Origin of the sequence: Olleya sediminilitoris, assembly GCF_016785945.1 — a bacterium.
Taxonomy (GTDB): domain Bacteria; phylum Bacteroidota; class Bacteroidia; order Flavobacteriales; family Flavobacteriaceae; genus Olleya; species Olleya sediminilitoris.
Genome location: NZ_JAEMEF010000012.1, coordinates 86,451 through 110,635, shown reverse-complemented (window position 1 = coordinate 110,635; position 24,185 = coordinate 86,451). Strand labels below are relative to the sequence as shown.

Genomic DNA, 24,185 nt, shown 5'->3' with positions numbered 1-24,185 from the left:
CCTGGATCTCAGAAAACCTGCTGAAGTCCATCTCAATCCAAACATCAAATACAAGTCGTACCGAAAAAATAATGTAAATTTACCTGAACTTACAATTTAAGAACAAACCTAGTTCAAACTTTTTTTTTGCATTCTAAACGGCTAAAAAAAAACTTTTGAACGTCTAAATATTAACTAAAAAGAGTCAACCTATATCAGTATAATACAAAAAGCGATAATATTGATATTTGGAATTATAATTTTACAATTGAATTTCTCTTGTAAAACTCAATATTATGCGACTGATTTAAATGACAATTTTACGACTGAACAAATTTCTGACCTGAATAAAATCTCTGACTTTTTTAAAAATCAAATGTGTCTAAATATGGACTCTGATTTTAAAAATTGTTATGAGCGAATTCCTCACGAATATTTGGAAGCGACTGGAAAAGGATTTTGGACAAATATTGACTTTGAAAAACAACAAGAACTTTACAAACAAATATCAAAATCAACATTTAACGAAATTTGGATGTTTTGCAAATCAACAGAGTATAAAACTGGAAAAGAAACAAAAAGTCTGTGTGCTAATTCAACTGGTAAATATTATAAATACCTTTCTAATTTAGGAAATCAAAACCCAAGAATTGCCAAATATGCGGAAAGAATTAATGCTTCTGGAGATTTTAACGGATTAGACATTCAATATTGGAATGTACTAAATGACAAAAAACATTTTGACTTAAATAACCCAAATATCCAACTGATTTTAGCAATACATTATTTATTGCTAAACGACCAAGAAAAAAGAAATGAAAAATGGATAGCGGAATAAAAATACTGTGGGCAACACCGTGTATAATTCATTGCTAGTTATAGCCTACTTACGAAAGTCCTCGCGGACTTTCTATCTGTGATTTATTTGCTAACTTTAGTGCTTAAACACGCAACGAAATCATACACTAGACCGTTGTATGCAATGTGAACTGAACCTTTATGATTCATAAAAAGATTAACAGATATTCTAATGTCGAATTATTTGACATCATAAAAAACGGAACAGACAAAACTGAAACTGAAAAAGCGGAATCTGAATTTAATTCTCGGAATTTAACAAAGGAACAAAAATCGGAAATTGAATCTGATTACCTGAAATACAAGAAATTCCTAAATGAGCGAAAAGACAAACCTTTAACCAATGAGGAATGGTGGTCTTTTTTTATTTTGCCATTTTTCACGACAAAACCAAGATGGAGAGAAGAACATTTTACTGAATCTGAAATGGAACGATTTGAAAAGTATGGTTTTGAAAAGAAATATCGACAAGCTGAAAAAATAAGAGCATATGGATATTTGTTTTGGTTCTTGGCAATTTTTTTGTGCAATTCTGATATTTATAAAACTGAATAAATAAAAAAACACTGCATACAACAACGTGTATAATTAATTGCTAGTTTTGGCTCGCTTGGGAAATTCCTTCGGAATTTCTCCGTTCGTGCTTAATTTAGTAAATTAGTTGCTCAAACACGCAACTAATCATACACAAAATCGTTGCCATTAATACGATGAACATAAACTATCAACTTACAAATTCGGATTTTTTAGAGTATCAGCTTTATACTTCTTCAAAATCTGAATTACATAAAAAAAGACGATTTCGTTCTCGAATAGTAATTCCAATAATTTATATAGTACTTGGAATTATTTTCACGAATCAAAACGGAAAATACGGAATTGGAATTGGATTCGTTGTATTTGCAATTTTATGGTTTCTATTTTATCCAATGTATTCCAAATGGAGATATAAAAGACATTTTCAAAAACACGTTGAGGAAAATTATAAAAATCGGATTAATAAACCAGTTGAAATTGACTTTGATGAAAATTCTGTGAATGCCAAAGACTTTACATCTGAAAGTAAAATAAACGGAACTGAACTAAAGGAATTGATTGAAACAAAAGACCACTTCTTTATAAAACTAACAACTGACCTATCTCTGATTGTACCAAAGCACTCGATTGAGAATCAAACGGAATTTAAAAAACGTGTGACTGAATTAGGAGCTGAATATGTTGACGAACTGAATTGGGAATGGAAATAAGTACTAATGGCAACAACGTGTAAAATTAATTGCTAGTTCTAGTCTACTTACGAATATTCCTGCGGAATATTCTATTCGGTTTTTATTTGCTAAATTAGTTGCTTAAACACGCAACTAATCTTAGACAAACACGTTGGTAGTAATTAAAATGAAGAACTTAATAATATTATTTATTTTATTTTTTACAATTCAAATTCAATCGCAAAATTGGATTGGAAATGAAAACTTTGTTGATTTATACGAACAGAGCGATGTTGTTTTAATCGGTGTAATTACTAAAATCGAAAATCTCAAGCAAAACACTACAAAAACTTCGCCTTTCAAAATGCCATTAAAAAGTATAACATTGACTTCTATGTCAAAAGTGAAAGGAAACACAGATAAAACTAAAATTTATTACAAAGATATTTTCAATGGTTGTGGATATGCACCAGTGCTATATGAAAACGTAGAAAGTGAAAAAACAATAATTTTCGGAAAAATTAAAAACGATAGTATCTTTCAGATAGGTAGTATGAATGAAAGCCCAATTCAAATTGCCAAAGCTTTGACTGAATATGAGATAATCAAATCAGATATAAATTCGGCAAATTTCACAAATTGGTTCTGTCAAACTGCGAAAAACAAAGATCTTTTTGAACTCTTAAATAATAACATAACATTTGAACAAGAACCAATATATTCTAAACTGAATATACTAAAGTTCTCGACTGAACAAAGGAATGGACTTTACGATGTAATTAAATCTTTTGACCGTTATGATTACGACAATGAAGGAATAGTTTCAATTCTCGTAAAATATAAGGACGAGAGGTTAAAAACAATCTTAAAAGAATTTATAATTGGCCTTCGAAAAGAGCCATATTCAGGAATTGATGACTTAATGGAGTATTATTACGAAATAACAGAAAATAAGGAACTTAAAACATTAATTACTGAATTCGACAATGACTCTCGAATGAAAGAACGAATTAATGTAATAAACAAATTTATCGATAAAATAAAATAACTACCACCAACACCGTGTATAATTCATTGCTAGTTATAGCCTACTTACGAAAGTCCTCGCGGACTTTCTATCTGTGATTTATTTGCTAACTTTAGTGCTTAAACACGCAACGAAATCATACACAAACACGTTGGCAACAATTTAAACCACACTAGATTTGAAAAGAATACAATCTGACTTTATCAATAATTTAGGAATAGGTGCTTTTGCATTTTTCTCAATACTTGAATTCTGTGGTTTAATCGAATATATTTTTAGAAACATTCTGATAATAAATAAAACGGACTCAATAATGATTTTATGGCTTCCTGAAATAGTGAGCCTTATCATATTTTTGGTTCTAATTGTATGGTTAATAAACAAGTTTAATAATCCAACTGAAATTAATACTCGAAAAGTTCTGATTAAACTAATTGGAATGTTTTTCGGAATTATCACATTGCAGTTTTTATTTACATATTTCGGAACAGATTATTTGATGGAAAAATATCCAACGGAATTTGACTCATATATTGACGGAAGAAAGGGAAATTATGAATTACAAGGCTATATTGCTTTCATTCCGATATTAAAATATGTGATTTTTGGAATTATATTATTGAGTAAAAAAACTGTTGCCAACAATGTATAAACGCAATTACGGCGGATTCGACTACGTCCGAATCCACTCGGAATTGCGAGCGTCAGTGCTTAATCGAAAAATAGTCACTTAAAACCCGTAACTGACGGTTATACGAGACCGTTGTGGTTAATTACTCGCTCAAACAGAATGACAGTTGCCTAATCCAAAAATAGAGTTTACTCATTTGAGAATTGAAAAGTGATTGACTAAAACTAAATTTAAATTATTAACTTTAAAACCAACGGTATGAAACACAAACAATTGAAAAATTACCTTCAACTTGGAATAATACTATTTGGAATTGTACTTTTGAATAATTCCTGCGAAAAAAGACATCTCTGATGAACAAATATTGGAAGAAAACAATAATGTTGTTGCACCGATCATAAAAACACTATCTAAAGAAAATGCAGGAGAAACATTCCATAATTTAGCCTCTAGGTTTCAAATTGAGCGTTACTTACCATTAGAGCAGAAAAACCTGCAAACTAGAACTACACAAGACACATTAGGTATAACTGTTTATACAAATGTCATTAAAGAAGTTAACTTAGGTGATTATAAATCTTACACTATGAAAATTGCTTCTGAAACTAATCAAATCAGTAAATTTTATAATCTAACCCTTGAAGACAAGAATGGGCAATCTGATATGTTTGTAACCCAATACACACCAACACAAAGCTGGCTTAACAATCAAAATGAAAGGTTTGAAGGAAACATATCTACAATTAGCCTTAATGACTTTACCCATATACCGCCTGACGATGGAGGTGGAGGGACGGATACTAGCATAGGTATAGGAGGTACAGGAAGTGGTTATCCGCCTGACCCACAAGGAAGTCCCTACTACCCAACAGATTGCGATGGTGTAGTAGTAGTTACTTATGAAACCATTGCAGTACGCTGTGAATGTGTAACGCCTAGACATTTACCAGGAGGATGCACTAATTGTTCAAGCCCAGGATATTATGTAGACATCCCTTATTACTATTGTGATGAGACCGATTATGGCCCTGACCCAAGGGATAATACTTGAAACTCTAATACAGGAGGTGGTGGAGGCAGTTCAGGAAATGGTGGTGGTACACCACCTGACAACACACCAATAACTGTACTTATTCCGCCTGGTGAAGAATGTGAAAATCCACCACCTGGCGATTTAAATGGCGATTGTCAGTTAAACGCTTATGAAAGCTGTCTTTTACAAGGTAATAGCCAAGAAATCTGTGATTGCGTGGCTGATGGTGGCACGCTTATTGAATGCCAAGAAGATATAAAATGTGAACGATTGAACACATTAGTACAAACCGAAGGTTTAGGCTCAAATATATTACCTGTGGTAAACCAATTAAGAACCAAACTAATTGCAGGTAATAACGAATGGTCTATAAATTATAAAAATGTGTGGTCAGAAGATGGTAGAAAAAATGTACCTGATGATGATGGTATACAAGAAGGTCCTTCAGATGAACGCTCACCTTTTAATTATGGTAACACATGGGTTGGTTTTATACATTCACACCCTGAAGGAAAGTTTAATATCTTTTCTTGGCTAGATATCGGAGCTCTTAAATTAGTTCATACTGACTCTAACAATGACTTTAATGATGAAATATTTATTATGGCTGTAGCGCCAAACAATATAACGTATACCTTAAGAGTAAATAATATTCAAACCCTTATTGATAAAATTGGTGCCGATATGCAAAATGCTAAAGGAAGTAATGATGATGAAAAAAGAAAAAACATCATGAGAGGAATGGCAGAAAAGTATACAGAGAGTAACAACTTAGAACAAAAATTTTTAGAACTTTATGGTGACTATGGCATATCATTATATGAAGCCACAGATGCTAATTTAAGTAATTGGAAACGATTAGAGTTAGATGAAAATGACAACGAAACAGTAAACGAAACCCCTTGTAATTAAAACTTAAAATCATGAAAAAAATAATATTAATAATAACAATTGGATTATTTTTTTACAATTGTAAAGCACAAAGTCCAGTGTTAAATATAGAAACAACCTTCAGTAGTGATGTTCCTATTAATGCTTATTATAAAGATGCAAATAACATATTAAATAATTTTGAAGGCACATGGCTTTATACCAATGGTAATAACACTTTAAAAATAATATTAGCAAAAAGTACCCAGCATTTCAATGGTAAATATTATGAAGATTTATTAATTGGCGGTTATCAGTACATAGAAAATGGTGTAGAAAAAATAAATACACTTACCGATGCCGACAATCTAAATTTAGGTGATAATGCTAGCATAGAAGGAAATAATATATATAATAATTGTAAATACTCACCTGTTGATGATTGTGTAGATGGGGAAAAGAATTTACACTTATCCATAAAAGATGTTCCTTTAGAAGGACATATAGGAGATTTAAGATTATTTAAAAGAACAATTAATGGACAAGAGGTTTTAAAAGTCAATATTTCAATGAATTATTTACGAGATGTAAGTGGTGAATTACCAGACCCAACATTACCTTGGAAAATGGAAAATATTGTATTGATTAAACAATAACTAACCACAACATAGTGTATAGCCAATTGCGGCTAATGGCTAAGACAAAGGTCAGTTTTTATTTGCAATAGTACCGCAAGTACAGCAGTTTAGAATTATAGATTTTATTATCAGGTTTACCAACCAGATAGTTTATAAGGATAAAACCGCTGTACTTGCTCTTACTAAATCGAAAGAAAAAGCTAGTTTACACCGCAACAAGCCATACACGTTACCGTTGGCATGCGTTTTGACCCGTCCTGAATAAAGGCTACATAATTTTAAACATTATGTACAAAAATGACAAAGTAATTAGACGGTATTCAGAACCTTTTAAACTAAAAATTCTTGATGAACTCAGTAAAGGTAAACACACAAAAAGCGAACTTTGTAAGCTCTACTCTATTGCACCCACAACGATTAATGAGTGGATTAAAAAGTATAATCGTAAAGACTTAATGAACACCAGAGTAAAAGTGGAAACAAAAGACGAAATATCTAGAATTAAAGCACTTCAAAAAGAGATTCAGCAACTTAAAAAACTATTACTTAAAAAGGATCTAGATACCATGGTATTAGATTCCTATCTTGAAGTAGCTGCTGAAGATCTAGGCTATAAATCTGTTGCTGAATTAAAAAAAAGCTAAGTATAAAGCCTTAACCAAAGCCAAAGAAAAATCTAAGGGATTTGCCTCTTTAACCACTATAACTCATTGTTTTGGACTTAAACGTGATGCGTATTATAAATACAAATCTAGAGCTGATAATCGTTTAAAACTAGAACAACAGATTATTGAAATTGTTAGTAAAAGACGTAAATCCCTTCCTAGAGAAGGTGTGAGAAAACTTGTGAAATCATTAGATATAAATTTTACTAAAGCCAATATTAAGGTGGGTAGAGACACTTTGTTTAATGTCCTTAGAAAACACCAAATGCTAACTCTTAGAAAGAAAACAAGTGCTAGAACTACTAACTCGTATCATCGTTTTTATAAGTATAATAACATCATAAAAGACTTAGAGGTTACTAGAGCTAATCAAGTTTGGGTTAGTGATATAACTTATATTAGAACAGTAAAAGGTTTTTGTTACTTAGCCTTAATAACTGATATGCATTCCAGGAAAATCGTTGGTTACGACCTTAGTGACAGCCTAGAATTAAAAGGCTGTGTAAGAGCTTTGAACAAAGCCATTTATCAAGCTAAAAACATTAAACAACTTATTCATCATTCAGACAGAGGAATACAATATTGTAGCAATGTATATACACAAATACTTAAAAGAAAAAAGATAAATATTAGTATGACTGAAGAAAATCATTGTTACGAAAATGCTATGGCAGAACGCATAAATGGAATTCTAAAAGATGAGTTTTATCTCGACCAAACCTTTGATAACAAAGCTCACGCAAAGAGAGCTGCAAAAAATGCAATTAATTTATACAACGAAATAAGATTACACTTATCTTTAGGTTATAAAACACCGAATATGGTATATAAATTATCAGCTTAAAAATAAATTTTAACCTGTAGCCATATTTCAGGACGAGACAGCTAAAAAATGAGGAACTTTAAAATAAAAATCGGAATTATAATCTTTTGTGCTCTATTTGCGAATCTCGCATTTGGTCAAAAAGACTCGTCAAAAACTGATTGGAATGAATTAATTGTTGGTAAATGGGTTAACAAAATAAACCGCACATTAGACGGAAAAGAATACACTGGATTAAAATGTCGAGATACGATTCAATATTTATCCAACGGAAAGTATATTTCTAATCAATGCGTTTGGAACGAAACTGGAAAATGGAAATTCTCTGACAAGAAAGATTTAATGATTCATTATGACATTGATAATGAATATTGGAAAAAGGAATTAGGAACAGATGACTTGGGAGAAAGTAACGCAGAAATTATCTCATTATCTAAATCGGAATTAGTTACAGTACTGTTTGATGAGGAAAAAGGTGAAGTGCACCAATTTTATATTCGACTGGAATAAAAGCCTACACACAACAAAGTACTGTGGTAAAAAACAAGTAAAAACTCATTAATTTTTCAATAAAACACTTCTATAATTATTATCATAAGTTAGTCCTGATTTTGTTATTGTAAAAGCTTGTTTTAGTAGCTTAGTATATGCAACTATCAGTGCTAACTTTTTGCGCTTCCATTTGAGGACTATTACTAGACAAAATCTATTATATCTACAGGCAATAAAATGCCCTAATTAAGTAATAATTCAGGTCAATTTTGCCACAACACCACATTTAGATATAAACACCTGTAAAACAACAGTTTACTTAATATTTTAAAAGAGGTTATAGCGTGGTTATAGCATGATTATAACGTAGTTATAGAATAGTTATAGCACTATTAAAATATAATAATAACTAGTCAATAAAGACTAACACTAATAAACAACATAATAATTTAAGCGCATAACATTAAGGATTGCATATTTGATTGACCAACTTCTTGCCGACTTACTAATAGTCCTCTATTACTTTCTATCTTTGATTTTTTTGCTAAATTCAGTGCTTAAACACATAAAGAAATCACACACAAAACCTGATGAGCAATTTAAGCTTACCAACTAAAGCTGAACAAACGTTAAAGAATTAGAATTTTTATTTGTCCATTAGAAATTATTTTGAGTTGTTAAAATCAATCAAAAAACGTGCACGAAAAATAAGACACTGAAACAACTTTAAACGAAAAGAATAAAACCAAGCCACAAAATATGAATCTAAAAAAATCTTAATAAATTGAATCTAGGACTTCCAGAAACTTCGACACCTTAAGGAAGCTATGTTGCTGTGAATATTCGATAAAATATTGCATACATTACTGATATTAAATAAAGAATATCGTTATCAAGGTAGATAAGGAAACGAAATTACAACAGAACAAGACTATATAGCAATGGAATTATGTGCCCTAAATCTTTTGCCTCAAATAAAGCAATTTACATAGACTGTGTGGCACAAATACCTATCGTAAAATACAATACAACTTATTTATTGCCACCTTACACTTTCCATAATACGTTTGATATCTTTTTGCAAGTAATTTGCTGCTGGTAATATCGAGTCATAATTAGGTTTTGCATAAAAATAAAGCGATCCTGTTAAAAAATGATTGATACTATCTGTTATATAAAATTGTGATTGTGATGCTGCATTACCTCCTACTTCATAAAACATTCCGTAAACTTTATTTTCTGGATTTTCCCAAACAACCTCCTCTATGGCATCAGCTTTTTTAGTATGCTCTTGTGTAAAGTTTTGTGCATTTTTAAGGTATTTAATCAATCGTTCTTGACCATCAATAGCTTTATAAGTCAGGTAAATGGTTCCTTTTAATTTTTTATACTCGATGTTTAAACCAAAACTTGTTACATTATCTTGTAAGTTTTTAAACTTGATGGTATCACTTAAGGTATTTCTGTCAAAAGTAAATGGTAAATTTTTACTGTAACTTGTATATTCTGCTTTAGGGTACTCTAAGCGTAAATAGCCTTTTGGCTTTGGTAATGGATCATTACCACAACTAGTTAATGTAACAAAAATTAATAAGAATAGAATTATGTTTTTCATAGATAAGACCAAGCAACTTAATGTAGCTTTATATTTTTATGGTAATGTTATTTTAACTCTCTTGATGCGTTTTTTATCTAAAGCTTCAATAGTAAACATGTAGTTTTCAAAATTTATTTTACTGTTTCTTTTAGGAAAACCACCAGAATTTTCTAAAATAAAACCAGCTATTGTTTCAGCTTCACCTTTATTATCCTCAAAAAGAGTATCGTCTTCAAGTTTTATAATTTTATAAAAGTCTTTCAAAGCTGTTTTTCCTTCAAAAACATAGTTTTTATCATCCAATTTGGAATAAATTAAATCCTCATCATCAAACTCGTCACTAATATCTCCAACAATTTCTTCAATAATATCCTCTAAAGACACTAATCCAGAGGTTCCTCCATACTCGTCAACCACCATAGCTAAATGCACTTTTTTCTCTTGGAACTCTGCCATCAAATCATCCAATTTTTTATTTTCTGGAACAAAAAACGGTTCTCTTAATAAAGCTGTCCAGTCAAAGTTTTTCTGATCTATGTACGGTAATAAGTCTTTGACGTACAGCACACCTATTATGGTGTCCATATTTTCTTTATAAACAGGTATTCTAGAATAACCATTACTTATTATATCTGGTATAATTTGGTCATAAGGCTGTTCTACGTTTAAAGCAAATACATCAATACGTGGTTGCATGACTTGTTTTGTATCTGTATTACCAAAGCTAACAATACCTTGCAGTATTTTTTGTTCTTCTTTAGTAGTATCATACTCGCTTGTTAACTCTAGGGCTTGTGATAATTGGTCTACGCTAATATTTGACTTTTGTTTTCCTAACCTATTATGTATGCCTAAGGTTATACTTCTCATGGGTAAACTTAAAGGAGCAAACAATACATCTAACACGCGTAATGGATAAGCCATAAAAGTTGAAAACTTTAAGTTATTACGACTAGCATATATTTTGGGTAAAATTTCGCCAAAAAGCAATATTAAAAAGGTTACTACAACCACTTCTAGTATAAATTTAGCTACTGGTGAAGTAATATTAGCAAACATATAATTACCTAAAAAGGCAAACAATATTACTATACCAATATTTATAAAGTTATTTGCAACTAAAATGGTGGCTAATAGTTTTTTGGGACGAGCTAATAATTTAGATAATATTTGTATTTGTTTTTTATCCTGTAGGTTTTCGTCTTCTAGATCTGATTTTGTTAACGAAAACAATGCTACTTCTGCTCCAGATATCATTGCAGAACAAATTAATAATACTATTAAAAGTATAAATCCAAATATAATATTTAGGTTATCTGTTTGAATAAATGCTAAAAAACTCGTGGGTTCTGGGTCCATAATTAATTATTAAAACGGAAGATCGTCGTCACTGGAAGCAGGTTTTGGCGATACGTTTTGTGTATTTTGTTGGGTTTGCTGTGTTGTATTAGGTTGTGGTGCTGCTTCTGGATCACGTTTTGTACTTAAAAACGTAAAATCGGATACTTGTATTTCTGTACTATAACGGTCATTACCTGACTCGTCCTGCCATTTTCTGGTTTTTATACGTCCTTCAACATATACCTTATCTCCTTTGGTAAGGTATTTTTCACACACCTCTGCACCTTTATTACGGACAACTATATTATGCCATTCTGTATTAGTAACACGCTGGTTGGTTTGTTTGCTAACATAAGTCTCGTTAGTAGCTAACGGAAAACGTCCAACACAACCACCTCCTTCAAAATAGTGCATTTTAACTTCATCTCCCAAATGCCCAATTAGCATTACTTTATTTAATGTTCCTGACATAAATTAATTGTTTTACTGATACAAAATTACAGCTTTACACGTCAATGTAAATAAATTTAAGAAAAAATAACCAAGTCAGACCTGTTAAGGTTTTAAAAATTAAATTTTTCTATAAAATTACCTATTAATATAGGAACAGGATAATTTGTTATTTCATCAAACAATATACCTGACTCCAAATCGTCATTTAAATTAACAATCCAAAACTTAGTATATAAATGTTGATGCGATAGTTTATGAATAATTGCCTTATCATTATATAATGACAACGTTATATTATGACCTTTAAATAAATCAAGATTTTTAACCTGTGACTCTATTATAGTATGTGATGCGCTTTTATCTGTTTCAATTAACGGAAATTGATATAAGTTTTGCCAAATACCACTTCCTGTACGCTTTTCTAAAATCGTTTTATTGTCTTTGGACAAGGCCACAATAAAATTAAAATACTTTTTTTTAACCTTTACAGTTTTCAGCTTGACTGGTAAATCACTTATTATATTTTTTTGAAGTGCTACACATATAGTATTAAAAGGACAACTATTACAATCTGGATTTTTGGGTTTGCACAATCTTGCACCAAACTCCATTATGGCTTGATTAAAAGTTGCAGGTTGTTTAGGATCTATTAGTTGTTGTGCTAAAGTTTTAAATTCTTTAAAACCTTTACTTGTATTAATAGGAGTATCAATTCCGTAAATTCTAGACAATGCTCTGTATACATTTCCATCCACAACAGCAGTAACTTGATTAAAACAAATAGATGCTATTGCGCTAGCTGTATAATCACCTACACCTTTTAATTTTATAATTTGATCAAAGGTATCAGGAAATTTTCCATCCAATTCTTTAACAATATATTTGGCTGAAGCATGTAAATTTCTTGCTCTAGAGTAATATCCTAGTCCTTGCCACAATTTTAACACTTCTTGTTCTTCGGCATTAGCTAAGTCAAAAACAGTAGGAAAAGTAGCGGTAAAACTATCATAATAAGGACGACCTTGTACAACTTGTGTTTGTTGTAAAATGATTTCGGAAAGCCAAATAAAATAAGGGTTTGTGGTGTTTCGCCAAGGCAAATCTCGTTTATTATCTGTATACCAATTAATTAGTTGTTTAGAAATGTTCATTAAGTAGAAAAAAGTAAGAAAAGCAAAAGTAAAGTTTATCGCATTAAATTTTAATGAATTAGGTTTGAAATATTGAATATTAAATGACTATATTTGCCAACCCTTAGAAAAATTAATAACGCAAACAAGAAAAGAAAATGACTAAAGCTGATTTAGTAACAAAGATTTCTGAAAAATTAGGAATAGAAAAAGGAGATGTTCAGGCAACTGTAGAGACTTTCATGGAAGAAGTTAAAACATCTTTAGAAGGTGGTGATAATGTATACCTTAGAGGTTTTGGTAGCTTTATCATTAAAACAAGAGCAGAAAAGACAGGAAGAAATATTTCAAAAAATACGACTATCAAGATTCCTGCTCATAACATACCAGCGTTTAAACCTGCAAAAGTATTTGTAGAGGGTGTAAAAACTAACGTAGACGTAAAGTAAATTTATTATTATAAACGAATTATTAATTTAAAAACATTAACCCTATGCCAAGTGGTAAGAAACGTAAAAGACACAAGGTTGCAACGCATAAGCGTAAAAAACGTAGACGCGCTAATCGTCACAAAAAGAAAAAATAATTCAGAAAAGTAGTTTTTTAACTACTTTTTTGGTTTATTAGAATTATCGTTCTTTGAAAACAGAGTTTATTTATAATTCGTATAACCTTGCGTAATTATTAAACTCAACCGGATTTAAAAATCCTGTGAAATATTATGACTAATTTTAAGTTATAATATAATGTATAATCCATCTATACTATAAAGTATGGATAAAAATTAACCTAAATGGATAAAGAATTAATTATTAGATCTAGTCCAGATGCTGTTGATTTTGCCTTATTAAAAGATGGAAAATTAATTGAATTACATAAAGAAGAAGATGGGAACAACTTTTCAGTTGGTGATGTGTTTATCGCCAAAATAAGAAAAGCTGTTCCTGGCTTAAATGCTGCATTTGTTAATGTAGGTTATGAAAAAGATGCTTTTTTGCATTATCATGATTTAGGACCAAAAATATCTTCTGTTTTAAAATTCACAAAAAGTGTAAGCACAGGTAAACTAAAAGATTTTTCTTTAAAAAATTACCCATTTGAAAAAGATATTGATAAAGGCGGAAAAATTAATGACGTCTTAAAATCAAATCAGTCTATTTTAGTACAAATAGTAAAAGAACCTATATCTACAAAAGGCCCAAGGATTAGCTCAGAGCTATCTATTGCTGGTAGATATATTGTTTTAGTACCTTTTTCTGACCGTATTTCTATTTCTCAAAAAATAGAAAGTAAAGAAGAAAAAGAGCGTTTAAAACGATTAGTGAGAAGTATAACTCCTCAAGGTTTTGGAGTTATTGTACGTACAGTAGCAGAAGGCAAAAAAGTAGCCGAACTAGACAAAGATTTACAAAATTTGCTAAGTCGTTGGACTGCAATGTGTAAAAAATTACATAAAGCGCACCATCCTACCAAGGTATTAGGCGAATTAAATAAAGCCTCTTCAATGTTAAGAGATATATTTAATGACACCTTTACTGGGATTCACGTAGATGATGAAGCGTTACATGTACAGGTAAAAGATTATGTGCAAAAAATTGCACCAAAAAAAGAATCAATTGTAAAATTACATCAGTCTAATGTTCCGATTTTTGAAAAATTTGGGATTGAAAGACAAATTAAAACTGCATTTGGTAAAACAGTGTCTATGGCTAAAGGTGCTTACCTTGTTATAGAACATACCGAAGCACTTCACGTTATTGATGTAAACAGTGGTAATAGATCAAATAAATCAAACTCACAAGAAGACACCGCTCTAGAAGTCAACCTTATATCTGCAACAGAAGTTGCTAGACAATTAAGACTTAGAGACATGGGTGGAATAATTGTAGTGGACTTTATTGATTTAAATACTGCTGAACACAGAAAAAAACTATTTAATCATCTTCGTGACGAAATGAAAGATGATCGTGCCAAACACAAAATACTACCTCCTAGTAAGTTTGGATTGATTCAAATTACACGTCAAAGAGTAAGACCAGAAATGAATATTAAAACCAGAGAGGAAAATCCTAACAGTTTTAATGGAGAAGAGGTCGAAGCGCCAATTAATATTGTGCCTAAAATAACTCATGACTTAGAACAATTATTAAAAAAAGACTATAAGAAGGTGACCTTAAACACACATCCTTTTATAGCAGCCTTTTTAACCAAAGGTTTTCCATCTATACGTTCAAAATGGTTTGTTGAACACAAAAAATGGGTAAAAATACAACCAAGAGATGCTTACACATACCTTGAATATCATTTTTTTGATAAAAATGGTAAACAAATTAAATAATAAAAAAAGCCTACTATATAATAGTTAGGCTTTTTTTTATGCCTAAAAAACTAGTTTTAAACATCAAATTAAACTATTTAAGCTACTTTAAATTATTTTTGAACGATAGATAGACAATTGAATTTAAGTGATATTAAATATCATACAGAGAATGCCAAAAAATAAAATAGCCTTACAAATTGTAAGGCTATTTTTTTGGTTTTTGGTTTGGTTGTTAAATCTATAATCTATTGTTGTTCTGGGCCACCACTAACTATAGTAAACTCAGATCTACGGTTTAATTGGTGTTCTTCTTCTGTACATTTAGATTTACAATCCACTAAATGTTCTGTCTCTCCTTTTCCATCACCACTTATTCTACTTTGATCAATTCCTTTTGATACAACATAAGCTACAGTAGACTTAGCTCTTCTATCTGATAAACTTAAATTGTAACTATCCTTACCTCTACTATCTGTATGAGAAGTAGCATAAATTACCATTTCTGGATACTTAGTCATCACTAAAACTAACTTGTCTAATTCTAAAGCTCCCTGAGGAGTGATATCAGATTTATCAAATTCAAAATAAATTGGATCTAACACCACTTTATCAGCTATAATAATTTTCTTGATAGGTGTTAAGTCTACACTTACATTTTGTTTTTCATTTCTAGTACCGCTAACTGTAACAGAATTATCTTCAAATTCAGATTTAGTAATTTTAAGACTAGTCTCTATCTCACAATCAGTAGTAAATGTAGCTACACCAGCTGCGTTTGTTGTTTGAGTAGCTAAAACAGAACCTGTAGAATCATATAAAGTTACTTCAGAATTTGATAAAACCTCTCCTGTTTCAGCGTTTTCAACTGTAACGATCATATCAACTTGACATAAAGGCTTAATTTCTTTGATAGCATAAATATCATCACTTCCTTTACCTCCTTCACGATTAGAAGAAACGTAACCATTTTTATCTTCATCTATAGTAAAAGCAAAATCATCTGCTTTACTATTTATTGGAGCTCCAATATTCTTCACAACAGTATTACCTGTGTATTCAGTATAAAAAACATCTAAATTACCTAAACCTAAATGACCATTAGAAGAGAAATAAAAATACTCATCGTCTCCAGCATATGGGAACATTTCTTGACCTGAAGTATTAATTTTATCACCTAAATTTTCAGGTTCGCCAAGCATACCATCAGATTGAATAGTTGCTTTGTAAATATCATATTTACCAAAACCACCTGGCATGTCAGAAGCAAAATATAATGTTTTACCATCCTTACTAACAGAAGGGTTTTTAACAGAATAACTATTTGTATTAATGTTTAATGACTGAACATTAGTCCAAGAATCACCATCTTTAGTAGCTTCAAACAACTGTAAAACACTAATTTTCGTATTATCACCCTCTAGCTTTTCATACATATTCTCAAAAAAACTTTCTCTAGAAAAATATAACGTATTACCATCAGGTGTAACAGAAACAACACCTTCATGGTGTTTTGTATTTATCTTACCTGAAATTAAATTTGCTTCAGAAAAACTACCATCTTCAGACTTATTTAATTGATAAATATCTAAATATGGTTGATCATTCCAACCGTAATTACGTCTAGAGTCATTTCTAGAAGATGAAATATATAGAACTCCATTTTTAAAAGTACCTCCAAAATCTGAAGCTACTGTGTTAATATCTAAATTTTTTACTGTAAATTTTTCTTCCGTTTTTAAAATATCATCTAAATAATTAGGATTAGCATTGTAGGCAACTGCCTTATCATTGCTAGGATACATAGAGGCAAACTTTTTCATCTGTGTATTTGAAGCATCATATTTACCGTTAGCTTTTAGCATTTCAGAATACTTGTAAAGCATTTCTGGTTTTGAAGCTCCTGTTTCTAATGCTTTTGCATACCATTTCTCGGCTTCAACAGTATTAAAAGTGTTATAGTTTGCTTCGGCTAATTGAGAGTACACATAAGCGTTTCCTTCACCTTTTTCTACTAAATTATTGTAGGCCTTTATTGCATCTACAAATTCTAATTTTTGAAAATATTTATCGGCTTTTTTGGTCGCATCACTTTGAGCAAACACACAAGTGCTGCTTAATAAGATAGCGCATATAAATAGTTGTATTTTTTTCATTGTCTTGGTTAACTTAATGGATTAGAAATAACGTGGTGAACGTGATACTTTTCTTGGTAAATTAATATCAAAATTGATAAAAATCTCATGTGAAGAATTGGTTACAACATCTAATTGTGATTGGATACTGTCATAAGCATAACCTATTCTTAAATTTTGTGCAACTAAAAAGTTAATCATACCACTAAAAGAATCGTCTAAACGGTAACCTGCTCCTACTTCTACAACATCATACATAAACAGGTTTAAATTGACATCAAAACTTACTGGTGCATCAAAAGCAACTTTAGCTAAAGCGTGTGGCTTTAGCTTAAAGTTTTCTGATAAATCAAATACGTATCCTGCTGCTCCAAAAAAGTGTTGTGTTTCTGATCCTATTTTGTAACCATTAGCATCTAAATGTACCGAACTTAATATGTTTGGCATAGAGGCTGAGATGTAATACTTACTTGGCTTATAAAAATATAATCCTGCTCCAATATTTGGTGTCGTCTCATTTATATTCTCTGAGAAAAATGGATCGTCTGGATCTGTAAGTTCTAATCCTGTTAATCCAATATCATGAAAGGTTGCTCCTGCTTTTAATCCAAAAGCCAATTTAGTTGTGTTTCCTACTGGTATTGTGTACGAGAAATCTACATAAGCATTGGTTTCTTGTACAGGTCCAACTTCATCACTAATTAAAGAGAAACCTAATCCTACATTGCTTCCTACTGGAGAATGTATAGCTAGAGTACCTGTTGTTGGCGCACCTTCTAAACCAACCCATTGACTTCTGTAAAGTGCACCTATTGATACACTTTCTGTTGAGCCTGCGTAGGCTGGGTTTACCACATTCATGTTATACATATACTGTGTATATTGTGGATCTTGTTGGGCTTGTACACCTATAAACACTAGGAATACAATATATACTATTTTTTTCATCTGTTGTTTTTTTGTTTTCTAGTTAGTTTATCTGTTTAAATATACCCATGCGGCTTTTGTTTTGGTACCTTGGTACTTCATAACATAGTAATATGTTCCTACTGGTAGCATATCTCCGTTATCAGATTGTCCTTCCCATTGGTTTGTATAATTAGTTTTAGAGTATACTTTACGTCCATTACGATTAAAAATCTCTAAACTTTGAACATCAAAACTACTTAAATCAAAAGCATCATTATACCCATCATTATTTGGTGAAATACCTTGAGGTATGATACAAGTTTCTAATAATAAATTAAAACTAGTATTAGTTGAAGCACAACCAGAATTAGATCCTACTGCATCAACATCCTCAACTCTGACAAAAACAGTAGTACCATGAGTAGCTGTATACTCAGAAATTATAGCATCGACACCTAATTGTGCATCCGATAAAGTTTCATGATAAGTAACAATAAATTCAGCTGGATCTTGTGCTCCCAAAATTGTTTCTGTTTGGCTTTCTAAATCAAAAACACCACTACCTGAACCGTTATCACAAACCTCTAAATCAGAAGCTTGATTTGCTGTTGAACTATCTAAGAAATTAATTGTTGTTATTAATGATGATGTAAAATCATCACAAATTCCACCTCCAACAATAACCATGTACTGCCCAGATTCAGTTGCTTCAAATGTCGATCCTGTAACTCCATCTTGGTAAATATTATTTACATACCAATCATAACTATCCACAGCATAAGCAGTTTCTGCAGTTAAAGTAACAGATGTATATCCACATAAATTAATATCATCGCTATAACCTTCTGCTGCAGTAGCACCTTGCTCAATTGCAATACCATCATAATCTAATGCAACGTCGCAAACAACATCACAATTAGTTCCATCTAAAGGGCCTGATTCTTGAGTAAAAACATAGGTACCAGACTCTTGAGAATAGTTGGTTATTAATATAATATAAGTTGAGTTAGCTGGCACATTAGATAATGTGATTGTTTCAGTTGCTGTAGCAGAAAAACTACAGTCTGCAATACTTGAAGGCAACAATTCAAAACATCCAGAGTCTTGCCCTGTAAATGGTCCCCAAACTAAAAAGTCTATATCTAAACCTGTTCCACTAGCATTTGTTTGTGCTAATTGGAAAACATAATCTCCTGGATCATCAAATTGAATTGTATTCCATTGTGGATCTGGTTGACTTCCTAAACAATCGTAATCAATATAAGGTGGAGCAACTTGATCTCCTACTATACTAGGATAGAAAATTGTAGGATCAGCACATATTGGCAATGCATCTGTACAATAAGTTGGCACACCCAATGTTTGAATACATAGGTCAAAAGTTATTGTAGTTGCTGTTGTTCCTGCAGAAAACACTCTAATATAATAAGTATTACCAACGGTTAAAGATGGCGTCAAACTGTTATCATCTGTTGTACAGTAAAGTTCTGTTAAATTGTTACAATCTGTACCCTCGTAGACTGCATGATCAACATTAAACCCTCCAACAACATTTTGAATTTGAATGATTTGTTGGTCACCTAAAGCAGTAAATTCATACCAAACGTCATCATCTGTACTAGTAGAACAGGACCCACTTGGCACACCAGAATCTGTAGCTTCCAACAAAGTACCAGCATTAACTATTGTACAAGTTTCATCTGCATTTACTGAGGCGACTGTCGCATTACATGGATTGTCGTTTACTGGAGGACAAGCTGCGAGTGAAATTAAATCACTATTAATTATACAGTTAGCGTCTTGCTCATTTGAGACTGAAAACTGAACATCAACATTAAATGGATAAGGTCCAAATTGCTGAACACCTGTTGTAGTAACACTAACAGGAGTCGTACCTTGATTATCCTCAATTAATAAAGACGTTGCATCACCTAATGAAGTGATGTCAACATCAACTAAAAATTGATCCCCATTATCACAATCGTCAACCACAACAAAAGTTGCTGTTGGATTGATACATGTAGCACATGTAACTGTTAAGTTTACAGAAGTATATCCACTACTTTGACAACTAACACTTCCATCAGATTCTATTGCAAATGAAATTGTATCTCCTGTAGATTGAAAGGTTAATCCTCCAATTTGACCTGCATTACCATAAGGTGTAACCGCATTTAAATTAGTAATTCCATCAGAATCTAATACAACAACTTCATCAAAATTATTTTCAACTTGACCTGCATTAATAGTTAAGTTTAAAGGTGTTCCATCTGTAGAAGAAAATGTAAACACATTTGTATCACTACTATCATAACAATAATCAATTGTTTGAGGTCCATCTGTAGCACAATCAAAAGTGAAGTTAAATTGAAGTAATGTTGAAAAATTAAATGGTCCAGCCCAAGTACTTGTATCAGTACCACAAATAGACTGAACGTAAACCTCATAATCTGTTGCTGGATTTAATCCTATTTCTGAAATTGTTGTAGTTGTAACAGTTGTTCCTGAAGTTGGGACACCAGTTCCAGCAGGTTGTAGTACATAATTCCATTCTGTTTCAGAACCACTTGGTGTCCAAGAAATATCTGCTGATGTTTCTGTAATAGATGTTACTGTAATAGCAGTTGGAGCAATACAAAATGTCCCGCAAGCTTCAACACGTACTTGATCAATAGCCATATCACTTTCCCAGGTATCACCTGTTCCAACATAGCTAATTTCAATATATATAACTTGCCCTAAATAGGCATCTAAATTTACACCAATTGGCACCCAAGCTTCATCTGCTGTAGATTGATAATCACCTGTCCAAATATATTCAGAGGTAAAAGGTCCAGTTTGTGAAGTGCTTACACCAATATTTAATGTTCCCATATCACCACCAAAAGCATGCATGTAGAATGACAACTCTGCTCCATCCAATGCTGAAGATAAATCTATTGCAGGTGTAATTGCAGAGGCTACATTTGTTGTATTACCAGAACCTTCATATTCTAAATGGGTTCCTGGATTGCCGTCCCATGTAATGTCTGGTCCTGTTGAAGATGAATTAGCACTTTCTGTAGTGATATCCCAATCTCCATTAGTATCTGTAAATGCAGTACCTGTCCATCCTGACGGCACGTAATTAGTATCATTACCAAAATCTTCAGTAAATATAAATGTGGAGCTACCTGCAGCACAAGCTACTCCTACAGGAGCTGGAGGAGGTGTATTTAGTGTTGTAAAGTTAACAGGTCCAACCCAAGCACTATATCCATCTACTCCGCAATTAGATCTAACGTATACTTCATAAGCAGTACTTGGCGTTAAGTTTATTACAGAATAAGGATTATTAGCTGTAGTAACTACTCCATCTGTTGTAGGTTCTCCTGTTCCAGCAGTTTGTACCCAAACTTGCCATTCTGTTTCTGTTCCACCAGCATCCCAAGTGATGTCCGCAGTTGTATCTCCTGTTGCTATTGCTACTATAGATAAAGGGTCTGAACAAGAAGGCACAGATCTTACTTGAAAATTATCTACAAAAACATCATTGTCGGTTGGGTCATCAATAACACCTTCTGATGCTCTTATACTAAACTGAGCAGTTGCTCCTGAATATGTCGATAAATTTTCAACCACATGCATGCCAGCAGACGTAAATACTGTTGAAGCGTCAAATGATTGTAATACAGTCCAAGTCGTACCAGAATCTGTTGTTATCATTAACTCAACAATATCATCAGACCCTAAAGTCCCTGCTGTAGTAGTACTTCCAAATGTCATTACTCCTAAATCAAATTCAACTTGAAAAGGGTCTCCTGTTAAATCAAATTCTGGAGTTAATAACCAATCACTTTTTGATGCTACCCAAAGATTAATTTTATAGGCGCCAGTAGTACCATTATTTAAATACCCATCAGTAGTCCATGATGATGTACCAATATCACTAGGTCCTGTTGTTGCATCTCCACTATCTGCCACTTCCCAACAATTAGCCGGAATTGTAGTAAAATCTTGTAAATAATCTGGAGTAAATATATCACAATCTGTAGTAAATGAAATTGGACCTGACCATACACTAAAATCACCAGAGCAGTCTGATCTCACATAGACTTCATAATCTGTTGCTGGACTTAATGTATTGTCACTGTAAGGTGTGTTAGTGGGTGTTCCCGTGCCTGAACCTGTTGGCACTCCTGTTCCAGAAGGCTGCACAACAATTTCCCAAGCAGTTTCTGTACCACCAGCTGTCCATGATAAATCAACTGATGTCGCAGTTAAAGCATCAACAGTTAATGCTGAGGGATTAGGGCATGTTGCATTATAGATAAGAACATTATCTACTAACCAATACCAAGCCCAACTACTTGCATCATCATATATAAACCTTACTTGCATTGCTGCATTAGCATAAGCAGTAATATCTATATGTTGCTGATCAGGACTATTAAAACCTCCTGCACTTGCAGTTTGAGTTAATACAGCAACCCAAGCGGTTCCGTCCCAAACTTCAACAGTTCCGGTGTCAGAACCAATATTTCTGAAGTATTGATCAAAATCTAGAAATAATGTTGTAGCTGCTGAAGCATCAAACACAGGTGTTGTTAGAGTCTCTTGTAAAAGTGTTCCGCTACCTGCTGCATCACTATCAACTAGAGCTGCATTGGTACCATCTAGACTACTTGTACCTTGTTGACCTGAGGTCCATGAATCACCTGTCGCATCTCCTGCATCAGTTATTGTCCATGAAGCAGGTATTGAAGTATCAAAGCTTTCTTGTAAATAAATTTGTGAGTTAGCTTGCCACCCAACTAATAGGAATAGCAACGCTAAAAAGAACGTAGTTTTTTTCATTATTTTGAGAAATCGTTAGTTAATTAATTTCCTAAACTATAAAAAAAACGTGTTGTAAAACTGTTAAAAATATTATTATAGACAAAAAGCAATTTTCATCGGTAAATTGTGTTAAAAGTGAAGTAAATGCTTACATTGCTTATGGCGCAGGATTTGGAATAACGCAATGAATTGCATTAATAGCTTGCAATATATCTTTACTTAATGTTAAATTTATAGAATCTATGTTCTCTTTTAGCTGATTCAGGCTAGTTGCTCCAATGATATTTGAGGTCACGAATGGCTGTTCATTTACGAAGGCTAAAGCCATTTGAGCTAGAGACAAATTGTGCTTTTCTGCTAATTCTAAATACTTTTTTGTTGCTAAAGTTGATTGCTCACTACTGTATCTTGCAAACCTTGGAAACAAGTTTAATCTTGAGTTTTCATCCTGTGTGCCTTTTATATATTTTCCAGAAAGTACGCCAAATGCCATAGGAGAATATACCAATAAACCTATATTCGCTCTTAATGAGACCTCTGCTAAATCACCTTCAAAAACACGATTTATTAGCGAGTAGGCGTTTTGAATCGTAACTGGTCTTGGTAGATTATTGTTTTTAGATTCTTCTAGATAACGCATTGTTCCCCAAGCTTTTTCGTTTGACAAACCAATCTCTCTTATTTTACCTTGTTTTTTAATATCGTTTAAGGTTTCTAAAACTTCTTTAAAATTATCTTCCCAAGGATCATTAGGATTGTGACTATAGTCCCTAACACCAAAGGTATTAGTTTGACGTTCTGGCCAATGTAATTGATATAAATCTATATAATCTGTTTGTAGCCTTTTAAGCTCTAAATCTACAGCTTCTTTTATAGCATTAGCTGCAAAACCTGTTGTACGTATGTGTGCTGTATAATCTCCTGTTCCTGCAATTTTAGATGCAATTACTAAATCTTCTCTTTTTTGATGTTTTAACCAAGATCCTATAATCTGACTTGTTCTACCAGATGTTTCTGCTGTTGCAGGTACTGGGTACAACTCGGCTGTGTCAATAAAATTAACACCTTGTTGTACTGCATAGTCTAATTGTGCATGACCTTGTGCTTCGGTATTTTGATTTCCGAAGGTCATTGTGCCTAAACAAATTTTACTAACTTTTATATCTGTATTTGGTAGTGTTGTGTATTTCATCGATTTGAAATTTTGGTTATTTAACAAATATAAAAAGACCTTTAGTTATTATTTATAACTAAAGGTCTT

General features: G+C 32.1%; 20 protein-coding genes and 1 pseudogene. 13 read left to right on the top strand and 8 right to left on the bottom strand.

The genetic code is table 11. The features are described from left to right. Positions 1–367 precede the first annotated feature (367 nt). The 11 genes and pseudogenes from JAO71_RS12965 to JAO71_RS12915 all read left to right on the top strand — a co-directional run bounded on the left by JAO71_RS12965 (position 368) and on the right by JAO71_RS12915 (position 8,242). A complete protein-coding gene (locus JAO71_RS12965; RefSeq protein ID WP_203001204.1) occupies positions 368–817 on the top strand; it encodes a hypothetical protein in 450 nt (149 codons plus the stop codon). Positions 818–978: 161 nt separating this feature from the next. Continuing rightward, complete coding sequence (locus tag JAO71_RS12960) at positions 979–1,392, top strand: hypothetical protein (protein ID WP_203001202.1); 414 nt, start codon at positions 979–981, stop codon at positions 1,390–1,392. A gap of 374 nt (positions 1,393–1,766) precedes the next feature. Further along, on the top strand, positions 1,767–2,084 hold the full coding sequence (locus tag JAO71_RS12955) for a YcxB family protein (protein ID WP_203001200.1): 318 nt from the start codon (positions 1,767–1,769) through the stop codon (positions 2,082–2,084). A gap of 148 nt (positions 2,085–2,232) precedes the next feature. Then, positions 2,233–3,093, top strand: coding sequence for a hypothetical protein (locus JAO71_RS12950; RefSeq protein WP_203001198.1), 861 nt, complete (start codon positions 2,233–2,235; stop codon positions 3,091–3,093). 157 nt (positions 3,094–3,250) lie between these two features. Further along, positions 3,251–3,724: a hypothetical protein gene (locus tag JAO71_RS12945; RefSeq protein WP_203001196.1), complete on the top strand. Its 474-nt coding sequence runs from the start codon at positions 3,251–3,253 to the stop codon at positions 3,722–3,724. 343 nt (positions 3,725–4,067) lie between these two features. Continuing rightward, the gene (locus JAO71_RS12940; protein ID WP_203001194.1) at positions 4,068–4,754 is read left to right on the top strand and encodes a hypothetical protein; all 687 of its coding nucleotides are present in this window, start codon (positions 4,068–4,070) and stop codon (positions 4,752–4,754) included. A 252-nt stretch (positions 4,755–5,006) separates the two neighbouring features. Beyond that, positions 5,007–5,648 carry a hypothetical protein gene (locus JAO71_RS12935; protein ID WP_203001192.1) on the top strand — a complete coding sequence of 214 codons (642 nt, stop codon included), beginning with the start codon at positions 5,007–5,009 and terminating at the stop codon, positions 5,646–5,648. Between the two features lie 11 nt (positions 5,649–5,659). Continuing rightward, positions 5,660–6,262: a DUF6705 family protein gene (locus JAO71_RS12930; RefSeq protein WP_203001190.1), complete on the top strand. Its 603-nt coding sequence runs from the start codon at positions 5,660–5,662 to the stop codon at positions 6,260–6,262. 269 nt (positions 6,263–6,531) lie between these two features. Next, a complete protein-coding gene (locus JAO71_RS12925) occupies positions 6,532–6,888 on the top strand; it encodes a transposase (RefSeq protein ID WP_203001188.1) in 357 nt (118 codons plus the stop codon). A 37-nt stretch (positions 6,889–6,925) separates the two neighbouring features. Continuing rightward, positions 6,926–7,753 (top strand): annotated as a pseudogene (locus JAO71_RS12920) (IS3 family transposase); the annotation flags it as partial. Between the two features lie 48 nt (positions 7,754–7,801). Further along, the gene (locus tag JAO71_RS12915; protein ID WP_116823936.1) at positions 7,802–8,242 is read left to right on the top strand and encodes a hypothetical protein; all 441 of its coding nucleotides are present in this window, start codon (positions 7,802–7,804) and stop codon (positions 8,240–8,242) included. 1,018 nt (positions 8,243–9,260) lie between these two features. Here the strand turns inward: JAO71_RS12915 and gldD are convergent. From gldD to mutY, 4 genes are all read right to left on the bottom strand, one after another. After that, the gene (gene gldD / locus JAO71_RS12910; protein WP_116823934.1) at positions 9,261–9,839 is read right to left on the bottom strand and encodes a gliding motility lipoprotein GldD; all 579 of its coding nucleotides are present in this window, start codon (positions 9,837–9,839) and stop codon (positions 9,261–9,263) included. A gap of 36 nt (positions 9,840–9,875) precedes the next feature. Then, positions 9,876–11,180: a gliding motility-associated protein GldE gene (locus JAO71_RS12905; RefSeq protein ID WP_203001186.1), complete on the bottom strand. Its 1,305-nt coding sequence runs from the start codon at positions 11,178–11,180 to the stop codon at positions 9,876–9,878. A 9-nt stretch (positions 11,181–11,189) separates the two neighbouring features. After that, a complete protein-coding gene (locus JAO71_RS12900) occupies positions 11,190–11,633 on the bottom strand; it encodes a single-stranded DNA-binding protein (protein WP_116823932.1) in 444 nt (147 codons plus the stop codon). A gap of 92 nt (positions 11,634–11,725) precedes the next feature. Further along, complete coding sequence (mutY, locus tag JAO71_RS12895) at positions 11,726–12,766, bottom strand: A/G-specific adenine glycosylase (RefSeq protein WP_203001184.1); 1,041 nt, start codon at positions 12,764–12,766, stop codon at positions 11,726–11,728. Positions 12,767–12,903: 137 nt separating this feature from the next. Here mutY and JAO71_RS12890 point away from each other — a divergent pair, with 137 nt between their 5' ends. Both JAO71_RS12890 and JAO71_RS12885 read left to right on the top strand, forming a co-directional pair. Next, positions 12,904–13,194, top strand: a complete 291-nt coding sequence (locus tag JAO71_RS12890) for an HU family DNA-binding protein (protein ID WP_028283181.1) — start codon at positions 12,904–12,906, stop codon at positions 13,192–13,194. A 344-nt stretch (positions 13,195–13,538) separates the two neighbouring features. Then, the gene (locus JAO71_RS12885) at positions 13,539–15,083 is read left to right on the top strand and encodes an Rne/Rng family ribonuclease (protein WP_028290716.1); all 1,545 of its coding nucleotides are present in this window, start codon (positions 13,539–13,541) and stop codon (positions 15,081–15,083) included. A 227-nt stretch (positions 15,084–15,310) separates the two neighbouring features. On the opposite strand, the gene JAO71_RS12880 is transcribed toward JAO71_RS12885, so the two are convergent. From JAO71_RS12880 to JAO71_RS12865, 4 genes are all read right to left on the bottom strand, one after another. Further along, complete coding sequence (locus JAO71_RS12880; RefSeq protein ID WP_203001182.1) at positions 15,311–17,218, bottom strand: OmpA family protein; 1,908 nt, start codon at positions 17,216–17,218, stop codon at positions 15,311–15,313. 21 nt (positions 17,219–17,239) lie between these two features. Then, positions 17,240–18,145, bottom strand: coding sequence for a PorP/SprF family type IX secretion system membrane protein (locus JAO71_RS12875; protein WP_116823669.1), 906 nt, complete (start codon positions 18,143–18,145; stop codon positions 17,240–17,242). A 27-nt stretch (positions 18,146–18,172) separates the two neighbouring features. Next, positions 18,173–22,942, bottom strand: a complete 4,770-nt coding sequence (locus JAO71_RS12870; protein WP_203001180.1) for a T9SS type B sorting domain-containing protein — start codon at positions 22,940–22,942, stop codon at positions 18,173–18,175. 139 nt (positions 22,943–23,081) lie between these two features. Beyond that, positions 23,082–24,116: an aldo/keto reductase gene (locus JAO71_RS12865; RefSeq protein WP_203001178.1), complete on the bottom strand. Its 1,035-nt coding sequence runs from the start codon at positions 24,114–24,116 to the stop codon at positions 23,082–23,084. Between the last annotated feature and the right edge of the window lie 69 nt (positions 24,117–24,185).